Consider the following 11,979-nt stretch of genomic DNA (forward strand, 5'->3'; position numbering starts at 1 on the left):
TCGCTGGTCTACTTCCCTCCCATGACCTCCACCACATCGTCACCCGCGCTGGACACCGTCGCCCTCGTCGAGGAGATCGCCGACCTGGTCTGCGAGAACTACGTCTTCCCCGATGCCGCCCAGCAGCTGGCGGACCTGCTGCGGCGCCGGAGTGCCGAGGGCTCCTACCGGACCGAATCCGCCGAGGAGTTGGCCGAAGCGGTCACCGCGGACCTGCGGTCCGTCAACGGAGACCTGCACCTGGGCCTCAAGTACCACGCCGTGCCGGTGCCGCCGGAGCGGGGCGCGGCGGTACTCGCCGCGGTGCGGAGGGAATTCGACACCTTCCTGAACGGCGTTCCCCGCCTGGAACTCCTCGACCACGGCGTCGCGGTCCTGGAGCTCGGGCCCAAGCTGTTCCCGCTGGACTGGGCGGCACAGCCGCTGACCGCGGCACTCTCACTGGTGGCCCCCGCCCGCGCCCTCATCCTGGACCTGCGCCGCAACACCGGTGGCGACCCGAACACGGTCGCCTTCGTCTGCGGCTACCTGCTCGACGGCCGCACTCACCTGAACACCATGTTCTCGCGGAAGGAAGAGGTGGGCGCGCAGTCCTGGTCGCCCGGGTTCGTGCCCGGTGCCCGCTTCGGCGGCAGCAAGCCGCTCTACGTGCTGACGAGCGGAGACACCTTCTCCGGGGGCGAGGAGCTCGCCTACGACCTGCAGCAGCTCGGGCGCGCCGAGGTCGTCGGGGAGGTCACCCGGGGCGGTGCGCACCCGCGCGAGGGCTGGACGCTGCACCCGCAGCTCGAGCTCAGCGTGCCCATCGCCCGCGCGGTCAACCCGATCTCGGGCACCAACTGGGAGGGCGTCGGCGTCCGGCCCGATGTGCCGTGCGACGCCGAGAAGGCGCTCGACCGCGCGCTGGCCCTGGCCGTGGAGCGCCTGGCCTGAGTCCGTCACCACCGCAGGGCGCTCCACCATCGGACCTCCGTGCGGCGGTTGTGCGGATACCCTGCGGGAATGCCGTACGAGCTCAACGCCGCCATCGGACGTCTCGACCTGCTCACGTGACCGTGCGTCGGCCGGGGCCCTTCGGGTGGGGCCCCGGCCGCGTTCGGCTGTGCGCGCACGGTCGTTGGGCTGACCGGGGCGCACCGCGCGTCAGTCAACGGCACGCCCGGATCGGCGATCCGACGATCGGGAGGACACGCCTCAGCGGGTCACCACCCACGACAGGCTCGCGGTCAGCTTCGCGCGCAGCGCCGGGTCCGCGACGGCCGGGGTCGGGTCGGTGGCGACGGCGGTGAGCACGTGCGGCCGGGAGCGCGGCCCGGTCAGCTTGAGCTCGGCCAGGTCCAGTGCGGTGCGGCCGTCCAGGCGGGGCAGCTCGCGTCCGTCCAGGTACCAGTGGAGCCGGGTGCCGGGCACCGGCAGGTCGACGGTGAGGCGGTCCGCGGCGGAGAGCCGACTGCCGGCCGCGGTGGGGCTGGTGAGCGGGGTGGCGTGGCGGTAGAAGCCCGCGATCATGGCCTCGCGCCCGGGCAGGTTGAACTCGCGTCCGAGCGAGCGCATGATCGAGTTCTCGGTCGGCCGGTAGAGCCCGGTGGGGTAGTAGCCGCCGCCCTCGTACGTGCCGACGGTGCCGCCGTCCGGCGAGGCCTGCCCCAGCCAGCGCGACCACTTGGTGCCCTGCCGGCGCATCGGGTCGGCGGTCAGGGTGCTGATGTTGGCCTCGGCGGGCTCGTCGCCCTGGTACGTCCCCTGGCCGTCGTAGGCGTACTCGTCGGCCAGCTTGCCCAGCGAGTGCCCGGTCTCGTGCACCGCGATCTGCCCGGACCTCGCGTTGCCGCCCGCCACGGTGGCGATGCCCTCGTAGCCGACCGGGGACTTGACGTCGTTGTAGCCGGCGCCGCCGTACTTCGCGGTGTTGGCCACCACGAGCACCAGGTCCGCCTGCGGGGCCTTCGCCGCGTACGACTCGACGGCCTTCTCGTCCACGCAGAGCAGCCGCTCCACGCCGTCGCACCAGAAGTACGAGCCCAGCGCGGTGTGCCGCACCGTCGCCTGGTCCGGGTCCCCGGTCACCCCCGACTCGGGCGAGACGGCGGTCACCGCCCAGACGTTGAACAGCGCGCGGTAGGTGGCGTAGGGCTCGACAGAGGTCAGCTCGCTCCACTTCTGGGCCGCGTCCGCACGGAACCTGTCCTGCTCCTGGGCGGTGTAGCCGTCGCCTATCACCACCACGTCCAGCTTGGCGGCCGGTTCCCCGTTGCGGACCAGAGCCGTGACCTCGCCGTCCCCCCGCACGGGGGCCACGCCCTGGGGGCGGCCGGCGAGGTAGGGGGAGGCGGCCGGGGCCTGGGCGCGGGAGATGCCGCCGTCCTCGGCGAACACCTCCACCTGACGGGTCGGCGGGGTGCCGTCCGCGGGCCGGCTCCAGGCCGGTGCGGCCCCCAGCACCGACCCGGCGAGGGCGGCGGCGAGCAGGGCGGTGGCGGTTCTGACGGTGGCGGTGCGGTGCACGGGCATCCTCCAGGGGGAACGGTATGTGGCCTGCCCCCTTCCCATGTCGAGAACCTGACAACCCTCCGTCGGATAGCCCGTTCGATCTGGTGTTGGAGATGCTCGCGCCCGTCCGTCGGTGCCGGTGGACCCGGCATGGACCGGACGGGTCGCGGGTGCCGCCGGGGCCTCAGCCCTCCCCGTCGCCCGGACCCCCGTGCCGTGCGTCGCTCGGACGCCGTGTAGGTGGTCCGCGCGGGGCCTCACCGCCGCTGAGGGCCGGCCTTCGCGGGTGCGCACAGGGCGTCGTCGACCAGCTGGTTCTCCGCCTCCGCCACCCGCATGACGTCCTGCTCGGTGGCGGCCTGGACGCCCGACAGCGAGACCGCGACGCTGCGCCGCCCGTCGGCGGTGACGCCGACGGTGCTGATCCACCCGGCGTCGCCTCCCTCGTGGCCCCAGTACTCCCCGCCGCAGGACAGCCGACGTGAGAAGAGGCCCAGCCCGGCCCGGGCGCCCGGCATGAAGCGCTCGAACCTGTCGCTGACCTGGACGGTGTCCGTCATCTCCGCCAGTTGCTCCGGCGGCAGGAGCCGACCCCCGAGCAGGGCGCCGAAGAACCGGTCGAGATCGGCGGTGGTGGAGACGAGTCCGGCCTCGCCGTTGGTGCCCGGGCCGACTTGCTCGGTGACGTCGACGAGCGGCTCGCCGTCCCCGAACCTCTGGTAGGTCTCGGCGTGCGGCCGGGGCAGGGTGGGTGACGTACCCGGCCGGAAGGTGTGATCGAGGCCGAGCGGCCGGACGATCCGGTCCCTGACCTCCTCGTGCCAGGGGTTCCCGGTGACCCGCTCGATGACCATCCCGAGCAGGACGTAACCGGTGTTGCTGTAGTTCCAGCCCGTGTCCGGCTCGAAGTCCCGGCGGTGGCCCATCGCCCGGGCGACGATCTGCTCGGGTGTGTACGCGTCGTTCCGGTGCTTCCGGAAGTCCTCTGCCGAGGTGTAGTCCGGGTAGTCGTCGTGGACGCCGCTGGTGTGCTGGAGCAACTGGCGGACGGTGATCGCGCGACCGTCGTTGTCGTTCCCGGTCACCACTCCGGGCAGCCACCGCTCGACCGTGTCGTCCAGGGAGAGCCTGTTCTCGCCGGCGAGTTGCAGGGTCACGGTGGCCACGAAGGTCTTGGTGACGCTGGCGATCCGGAAGTAGCCGTTCCGGGGGACCGGCTGCCGCCTCGTCAGGTCCGCGACACCGCTGGTGACGGTGACGTTCCGGCCGTCGGAGGTGACCACGCGGGCCTGCACGCCCGTGGCGCCGACCGCGATGAGCGCGTCGGCGTCGCGCTGGAGCTGGAGTGGGAGCCGGTCGTCGTGCTCCCGGGCGGCCATCGCCCCGGGCGCACTGGTGGAGAGGGTCACGGCCGCGAGGGCGGCCAGCGTCAGGTTCCGTCGGACGGATCGGCTGTGCCGCCGGCGGACACGAATCGGTGAACTCGTCATGGGTGTTGACGCTAGGTCCGGGCGAGGCGGGCGGACGATACCGCTCACCAGTGGGAAAAGAGGGTAGTGGGCTGTAATGCCCGGCCCGAGCCCTGTGGTCCAGACTTGCGCGCATGAACCACCATGGGGCGGGACGGCTTTCGGAGATGTGGCGCGGTCTGGGCTATCTGTTGGGAAGCCTGTTCACCGCTGCGGTCGCCGTGTTGGCGCTGCCCGTGTTCGCCCTCCCGGTGGCGGCCCGCACCTGGGCGACCTGGCACCGCCGCCGCGCGGACCGACTGCTGGGTTCTCCGCGCTCCGGCCCCGTCCGGGTCGGTCCCTGGCGGGTGCTCGGGTGGCTGGGTGCCTGCCTGGTGATCAGTCTGGCGTTCGGAGTCGTCGTCGTGCTGTGCGCGGGCAACGCGCTGACCACGGCCGTGACGGTGCCGCTGTGGTGGGCGCTGCCCGCCGGCACCCGCGCGGGCGGCTTCGGCGCCGGGGTCCCACTGACCGGCTGGGGCACGGCGCTGACCCTGGGGACGGCACAGGCCGTCGCCTTCGCGGCCCTGACGTACTGGCTGGTTCCGCCGCTGGCACGCCTGCACGCCCGGATCTGCGTCGCGTTGCTGTCCCCCTCGGCCGCCGAGAGGCTCGCGCGGCGGGTGGAGACCCTGACCGAGACTCGGGCCGGCGCCATGGACGCGCACGGTGCGGAACTCCGCCGGATCGAACGCGACCTGCACGACGGCACCCAGGCCCGGCTGGTGGCCATCGCGATGCGGCTGGGCGTGGCCCGTGAGCTGCTGGCCGAGGACCCCCGGCTGGTGGCCAGGCTCCTGGAGGAGGCGCACGAGAGCACCGAGGAGGCCATGACGGAGCTCCGTGCGGTGATCCGGACGATCTACCCGCCGATCCTCGCCGACCGCGGCCTCGCCGGGGCGCTGACCGCGTTGGCGGCGCGCGCGGCGATCGACACCACCCTGGACGTCGGAGGCCTCGGCGAGGCCGGTGGGAGCGTCGGCTCCGGTGACGCCGGCGCGATCCCGGCCGCGGTCGAGGCCGTCGCCTACTTCACGGTCGCCGAGGCGCTCACCAACGCCGCCAAGCACAGCCGGGCCGCCCGGAGCGCCGTCCGCGTCGCACGCGACGGTGACCGGCTGTCGATCGAGGTCACCGACGACGGCGTCGGCGGCGCCGACGAGACGCTCGGCACCGGCATCGCCGGAATCCGCCACCGCGTCCTGGCGCTCGACGGTACCGTCCGCCTCCACAGCCCCGGCGGCGGCCCCACCACGATCACGGTGAGCCTGCCGTGCGGGTCGTGATCGCCGAGGACAACGTCCTGCTGGCCAACGGGCTGGAACTCCTGCTGACCGCCAAGGGCTTCGAGGTCGCCGCGATCACCCAGGACGCCCGCGGCTTCGCCGCCGCCGTCGCCGAACACCGGCCGGACGTCGCCATCGTCGACGTACGGCTGCCGCCGACCTTCCGCGACGAAGGCATCCACGCCGCCATCCGGGCCCGCCGCCGGTACCCCGGCCTGCCCGTGGTCGTCCTCTCCCAGTACGTCGAGCGGCAGTACGCCGGCGAGTTGATCTCCGACGGCCGGGGCGGCGTCGGCTACCTCCTCAAGGACCGGGTCAGCCGGGTGAGCGAGTTCACCGACGCACTGCGGCGGGTCGCCGCCGGCGACACCGTCATGGACCCCGAAGTGATCGGGCAGCTCCTCACCCGGCACGCCCGCGACCCGATCGCCGCCCTCACGCCACGCGAACGCGAAGTCCTCGCCCTGATGGCCGAGGGAAAGGACAACACCACGATCGCCGCCCGGCTCGTCATCACCGACAACGCCGTCCACAAGCACATCGGCCACATCTTCACCAAACTCGGCCTCTCGCCGGCCGACAGCGGCCACCGCCGCGTCCTCGCCGTCCTCACCTACCTCAGCCGGTCGGGGTCGTAGATCAGCCACTCCAGGTAGTCCGTCGGCCCGGGTGGACCTCCTGGCCCGTGGCGTGGTGGCCCCTCGTCGCCCGTGCGCGGCGCCGCCCCGGCCTCAACCGCCGCAGGTCAGCCATGCGGAGGTGCGGTGGGCGGTGCGGTGGCTGAAACTCGTCTGCCATATGACCTGTGACATTGTTCTGATCCTCGGATCGGTGACAGGATCCACGCCACATCTCCTTCACTCAGCCCGACCCCATGTCGGGCTGCCCCCACTCGAAGAAGGATTCGGCGTGCTCCTGCGCACAAGACTCTCCACGCTCGCAGCCGGCGTCGTCGCCTGTTGCGCCACGGCCACCGCCGTGCTGCCGGCCCAGGCCTTCGCGGCACCCGCCGCCGTCACCGCCGCCCCGGCGCTGACCGCGACCGCCCCGACGGGGACCGGTCCGACCCCGCCCGCCGCACCCGTCGCGCCCGCCGCCGGCGCGACGACCGAGTCCGAGGAGCCCGCCGCGCCCGCGGCCCCGAAGCTCCCGGCCCTGATCGGCGAGCGCCTCATGGGCGGGCCGGCCGCCACGGCCGCGCCCGGCGCCCCCGCAGCGCCCAAGGCCCTCGCCATGGGAGCCGCGTCCGGCACGGACACGGTCGTCGCCGCGCAGGGCTGCACCCCGGCCGACTTCGCCGCCCGAACCGGGGCCGACCTGGTCGCGTTCATCAAGAGCTCGACCCCGGAGTGCATCCGGGGCCTGTTCGGCACCGGCGGCTCCGACCCGAGCATCTTCCAGCAGTCCCGGATGCTGTCCGTCGCGGCCGCCTTCAAGGACCTGGCGACCGGCTACACCGGCGACAACTCCACCGGCATCCAGCAGCTGGCGATCTACCTCCAGGTGGGCTACTACATCCAGTTCTACTACCCGGACGCGACCGGCCCGTACACCGGTGAGCTGACCACCGCCGTCAGGGCCGCCCTGGACGCGTTCTTCGCCGGCGCCCGCTGGCACGACGTCACCGAGAGCAACGGCATCGTGCTCAAGGACGTGGTGTGGCTCACCGACAGCGCCAACGTCCAGGCCGGCTACCTGGGCGCCTACAAGCGGATCCTGGACGACTACGACAACTCGTACAACGCGATCCCGAAGATGGTCGGCGCGGTCAACTCCGTGCTGCAGTACCCGCTCTGGCGCGGCAACTCCAACCAGGACTTCGTCAAGGCGGTCGCCGCCGACCCGAGCCTCGCCAACTCCCTCGCCGACTTCGCGATCAAGCACAAGGACCTGATCGGCGGTCCCAACGAGGTCCTCTCCACCAACGCGGGCAACGACCTCGCCCGGATGGCCGGGAGCGGCCCCGCCGTCGAGCCCCTCGTCAAGCCGCTGGTCAGGAAGGTGCTGGACTCCGCGCCGCTGCTGACGCCCGCGGCACCGCTGTACGTGCACACGGCCGTCCAGGCCGCGTACTACAACGGTGGCCAGTGCTCGTACTACGACATCTGCGACCTGCCCGCCAAGCTCACCTCGGTGGTCCTGCCGAAGCAGCTGGTCTGCGACAACCGCACCATCCAGGCCCAGGCGCTGTCGGCCGAGGAACTGGCCACCGTCTGCGCCAGCCTGCGCAACCAGGACGCGTTCTTCCACAACGTGGTCAAGGACAGCGGGCCGATCCCCAACCAGTACGCCAAGAACGTCACCTTCGGGATCTTCGCCAACAAGACCGACTACACCACCTACTCGTGGGCGATCTTCGGCAACGACACCGACAACGGCGGCCAGACCGTCATGGACGCGACCGACCCCAACAAGCGGGCCGCGACGGTGATGTACCAGAAGTCGTGGAACAACAACGACCCCGCCCGGGTGTGGAACCTCAACCACGAGTACACCCACTACCTGGACAGCATCCACGACCTCAAGGGCAACTACCGCACCCAGATGTCCGTCCCGGACATCTGGTGGGTCGAGGGCCTCGCCGAGTACATCTCGCACAGCTACCGCGGCGCCACCGACACCGACGCGATGACCCAGGCCGCGAAGCACACCTACAAGCTCAGCACCCTCTTCCAGAGCACCCCCGGCAACTCGGACTCGACGCGCGTCTACCCGTGGGGCTACCTGGCCACCCGGTACATGGTGGAGAAGCACCCGGCCGACGTCCAGGCCATGCTGGCCCGGTTCCGCGTCGGTGACTACCAGGGCGGCTACGCGGTCTACAACAACCTCGGCACCTCCTACGACGCCGACTTCGACGCCTGGCTCAACGCCTGCGCCGCCGGCTCCTGCTACGCCGCCGGCCCGACCGCCCTGTTCGACACCTCGGTGAACGGCGCGACCGTCAGCGTGAGCGAGCGGTCCGTGCAGACCGGCACCGGCCGGATCACCGCCTGGCACTGGACCTTCGGCGACGGCACATCCTCGGACGAGCGCAACCCGAGCCACACCTACGCCGCGGCCGGGAGCTACACCGTCGCCCTGACCGCCACCGACGACACCGGCCGGATCTCCACCACCCCCGCCACGGTCACCGTCACCGCCGCCCCGGTCGTCCTGCCGACCTGCACCGAGCAGCGCGCCGACGCGATGGGCCGCAACTGCTCGCGCAGCGGCCGCTCCGCGACCGCCGGAAACCTCGACTACCTGTACGTCTACCTGCCGGCCGGAACCACCACGCTGAAGGTCACCACCTCCGGCGGCACGGGCACCGCGCACCTCTACTACAACGCGGACACCTGGGCCTCGCCGCAGGCCTTCACCGCCTCCTCCACCGGCACCGGCACCACCCAGTCCCTCACCGTCACCAACCCCACCGCCGGCTACCGCTACCTCAGCCTCTACGCCGCCACCGACTTCAGCGGCGTCACGATCAGCACCCAGTTCTGACCACCGACTCACCGGAGCGGAACGCTCGGCCGGGCTCCCCGGCCGAGCGTTCCGCATGGGTGGGCACCTGGCCCGCTCGGGACGCACGCCTTCGAAGTCGTCCTCCAGGCCGGGCTGGAGCGGGCCTTCCCGGTCGACCAGCCGCGCTTCTTCCCGACGGTCCCGCACGGTTCCGCACGGCTACGCCGACCCCGCCGTCGTGGCCGCCGACCTGACGGGCGCCGGGTTCGCAGGCGAGGACGAGCAGGAACTGACGCTCCAGGGCCGGGCCGCATCGACCGCCGACCTCGCCACCGGGTACCCCACCGGGACACCGGTGCGCGCGGCCGTGGAGGAGCACGGCGACGGACCGGCCGTGCGGGCCACCGTCATCGAGGAGATGACGGCCCGACAGGGCGCGGGGCCGGTCACCGCCCCGATGACCACCTCCGTCTTCCGCGCCGCGGCCTGGTTCCTCACCCGCACCGTCACCCGCGACACCAGCCTCGGCGGGTACCCGCTCCCCGCCGGCAGCGGCCTCGTCTACAGCCCGTACCTGCTCCACCACCGGCCCGACCTCCACGCCGACCCCGAGACCTTCGACCCCGACCGCTGCACCCCGGACCGCCCCCAGCCACCCCGCGACGCCTTCATCCCCTTCGCCACCGGCGCCCGCAAGTGCATCGGCGACACCTTCGCGACGACCGAGGCCACCCTCGCCCTCGCCACCATCGCCGCCCGCCGGCGCCGAACACCTGCCCGGCCGCCGGCGGCCCCTCCCTCGGAGCCTCCTACGGACCGGGCGACCTCCGGATGCGGGCCGCACCCCGGTAGAAGTCCCGGAGTGACGACGGGCTCGGGGAGGGACGGTCTACCTCTTCCAGGGCAACCAGTACGTCAAGCTCGCCCGGGCAGGGCGATTTCAAAACCGCATGACTTCGGGTGACAGATCGACTACGCTCTGCTCTGCGAATCCTCGGAGTGCGATGCGGTAGGAGAGATCACCGTGGGTGACGAGAACAAGGGCGGCCCGAACGACGGAAAGGGCGGCGCCCACGCCAAGCCCGGCGGCCCGGAGATCGGTCCCAAGCCGAACCCCGACGGACAGCGCCCCACCCCCGACCCGAAGCACAAATGACAGCGGTCGCCGGCGCCCACGTCCGGCTGGTCGACCGACTGGAAGCCTCGGGTGCGCTGACCCCCGACTGGCGGCAGGCCTTCCTCGGCGTCGGCCGCCACCTGTTCCTCCCGGACCTCTTCTGGGTGAGCACCAGTGACGGCTACGAACGCTGCGACCGCACGGAGAACCCCGAGAGGTGGCTGCAACTCGCCTACTCCGACGCGGCGATCGTGACGCAGTGGGACGACGGAGCGGACAACGGGCAGCGGGAGCCGACCTCGTCGGTCTCCATGCCCACGATGGTGGCCTCCATGCTGCGCGACCTGGACGTCCAGGAAGGCCACAAGGTCTGGGAGGGCGGAACCGGCCCCGGCTGGAACGCCGGACTACTGGCCGAGCGCCAAGGCGCGCACAACGTGGTGACCGTGGAACTGGACCCGGCTGTCGCCGCCCAGGCCGCGGCCAACTTCCGGGCCCTGGACGCCGTCCCGACCACGGTGGTGGGCGACGCGGCGGACGGATACCCACCGGGAGCCCCGTACGATCGGGGGATTCTCACCTGCTCGGTACGGGAGGTTCCCCCGGCCGTGATCGGGCAGATCCGGCCGCAGGGCGTACTGGTGCTGCCCTTCGCTCCGCTCTTCGGGGGCGGTGCGGTCGCCCGCCTGACCGTGGCCGGCGCCACCGCCGCGGGCCCGTTCACCGGATCGTCGGCGTTCATGCGCATGCGGCAGCAGCGCTACCAGGCCCCGCCCGTCGACGACTACCTGCCCGGCGACTGGCCCGGCGGCGCCGTGCGGGAGTTCACGGACCTCAGCCCGCTCGGTGTCGTCGACGACTGGCTGGCGTCCTTCGTCGTCGGCCTGGCCGTGCCCGACCTGTACTACCGGCGCAGCGACGGCGGCGACATGACGACCCTGTGGCTGTTCGACACGGGCGTCACCTCCTGGGCGACGGTGGACTTCGTGGACGGCGCCGGCCGGTACGAGGTCCGCCAGTCGGGTCCGCGTCGGCTGTGGTCGGAGGTCGAGGAGATCGTCCGGTGGTGGGTGAAGGCGGGCCGTCCGGGGTTCGAGCGGTTCGGGCTGACCGTGGCCGGGGGCGCGCACCGGGCGTGGCTGGACGAGCCCGTCAACCTGCTGCCGTCCGTTAAGGGTTGAGGCCGAACCGTACCGGGCCGTCGCCGCGGCCGCCCTCGTGCGCGTCCCGGCGCGGATGGGTCGGTTGATCTGCGGTGTCAGGGTGTGACCGCGTACTCGGTGAACCGGCCGCAGGCCTGGAACCCGAGACGGCGGTAGACGGGTTCCCCGTCCGGGGACGCCTGCAGGACCGCGGTGCGGTAGCCCGCCTCGTAGGCCGTGCGCAGGGTGGCCAGGGTGATGGCCCCGCCGTATCCGCGGCGGCGGTCGGACGCGAGGGTCGCGATGTTGTAGACGCCGGCGACGCCCGCGAAGAGGAAGACCTCGGCCGAGCAGACCGGTCGTCCGTCCGCGTAGCCGATGAGGTAGCGCGCGGGGTAGCCGGGAGCCAGAGCCCACTCGGTCGCGTCGGCGAAGAAGCGGTGGACCGTGGCGGCCGGCGGGTCCCAGTTCGCGGCCAGGATCATCGCGTAGTCGGCGAGTTGTTCGGGAGTCGTCACGGCACGGATGTCCAGGCCGTCGGCGCAGGGCTCCGGTGGGGCGGTGCCCAGGTCCATCCACATGCCGGTCTCGGTCTCGGACGCCTTGAGGCCGGCGCCGTCCAGGAGCGCGGCGATGTCAGTCGAAGGCGACGACGAGGCGTACGGCGTGGTCGCCGAAGCGTCCGGCGAGGGCTTTCATCACGGCGAAGACGTGGGGCCAGTGGCTGCCCGGGCCCAGCAGGCAGGCGGTGGTCAACGGCTGGTAGTGGCACTGCAGTTCTCCGCTCGCCCACCGGGACGCGCGCGTGGTGCGGTCGAGGTCGGCCGGCGGAGTGGGGGCGGGCCGCCGTGCCGGTGGCCCGCCCCGTTCGTTCCTGTCCCGCTGTGTTGCGGGGTGGGGTCAGTTGAGGGTGGTGAGTGCGGCTTCGTAGTTGGGTTCGTCGGCGATCTCGGCGACGAGTTCGGTGTGCAGGACGGTGTCGTTCT

General features: G+C 72.3%; 9 protein-coding genes and 1 pseudogene. 7 read left to right on the top strand and 3 right to left on the bottom strand.

Going from position 1 to position 11,979, the window contains the following annotated elements; all coding sequences use genetic code 11:
- The first annotated feature begins 21 nt into the window (after positions 1 to 21).
- Positions 22 to 933 (top strand): S41 family peptidase, encoded by a 912-nt coding sequence (locus ACFWP2_RS15360; protein ID WP_380451151.1) that lies wholly within the window; start codon positions 22 to 24, stop codon positions 931 to 933.
- Positions 934 to 1,194: 261 nt separating this feature from the next.
- Here ACFWP2_RS15360 and ACFWP2_RS15365 read toward each other — a convergent pair whose 3' ends face one another.
- Together ACFWP2_RS15365 and ACFWP2_RS15370 are read right to left on the bottom strand one after the other, a co-directional pair.
- Positions 1,195 to 2,511, bottom strand: a complete 1,317-nt coding sequence (locus ACFWP2_RS15365; protein ID WP_380451153.1) for a M64 family metallopeptidase — start codon at positions 2,509 to 2,511, stop codon at positions 1,195 to 1,197.
- A gap of 236 nt (positions 2,512 to 2,747) precedes the next feature.
- Positions 2,748 to 3,980 carry a serine hydrolase domain-containing protein gene (locus tag ACFWP2_RS15370; protein WP_380451155.1) on the bottom strand — a complete coding sequence of 411 codons (1,233 nt, stop codon included), beginning with the start codon at positions 3,978 to 3,980 and terminating at the stop codon, positions 2,748 to 2,750.
- Positions 3,981 to 4,093: 113 nt separating this feature from the next.
- Here ACFWP2_RS15370 and ACFWP2_RS15375 point away from each other — a divergent pair, with 113 nt between their 5' ends.
- From ACFWP2_RS15375 to ACFWP2_RS15400, 6 genes are all read left to right on the top strand, one after another.
- Entirely contained in the window at positions 4,094 to 5,284 is a 1,191-nt protein-coding gene (locus ACFWP2_RS15375) for a histidine kinase (RefSeq protein ID WP_380451157.1), read from the top strand.
- A complete protein-coding gene (locus ACFWP2_RS15380; protein WP_380451159.1) occupies positions 5,272 to 5,922 on the top strand; it encodes a LuxR C-terminal-related transcriptional regulator in 651 nt (216 codons plus the stop codon). The genes ACFWP2_RS15375 and ACFWP2_RS15380 overlap by 13 nt, the downstream gene beginning before the upstream one ends.
- A 271-nt stretch (positions 5,923 to 6,193) precedes the next feature.
- Entirely contained in the window at positions 6,194 to 8,773 is a 2,580-nt protein-coding gene (locus ACFWP2_RS15385; protein WP_380451161.1) for a collagenase, read from the top strand.
- A gap of 199 nt (positions 8,774 to 8,972) precedes the next feature.
- Complete coding sequence (locus ACFWP2_RS15390; RefSeq protein WP_380451164.1) at positions 8,973 to 9,698, top strand: cytochrome P450; 726 nt, start codon at positions 8,973 to 8,975, stop codon at positions 9,696 to 9,698.
- 60 nt (positions 9,699 to 9,758) lie between these two features.
- A complete protein-coding gene (locus ACFWP2_RS15395; protein ID WP_380451166.1) occupies positions 9,759 to 9,890 on the top strand; it encodes a hypothetical protein in 132 nt (43 codons plus the stop codon).
- Complete coding sequence (locus ACFWP2_RS15400; protein WP_380451168.1) at positions 9,887 to 11,032, top strand: protein-L-isoaspartate(D-aspartate) O-methyltransferase; 1,146 nt, start codon at positions 9,887 to 9,889, stop codon at positions 11,030 to 11,032. The genes ACFWP2_RS15395 and ACFWP2_RS15400 overlap by 4 nt, the downstream gene beginning before the upstream one ends.
- A 77-nt stretch (positions 11,033 to 11,109) precedes the next feature.
- On the opposite strand, the pseudogene ACFWP2_RS15405 reads toward ACFWP2_RS15400, so the two are convergent.
- A pseudogene (locus ACFWP2_RS15405) lies at positions 11,110 to 11,646 on the bottom strand (GNAT family N-acetyltransferase); the annotation flags it as partial.
- Between the last annotated feature and the right edge of the window lie 333 nt (positions 11,647 to 11,979).

The organism is Kitasatospora sp. NPDC058444, from assembly GCF_042721415.1.
GTDB lineage: Bacteria > Actinomycetota > Actinomycetes > Streptomycetales > Streptomycetaceae > Kitasatospora.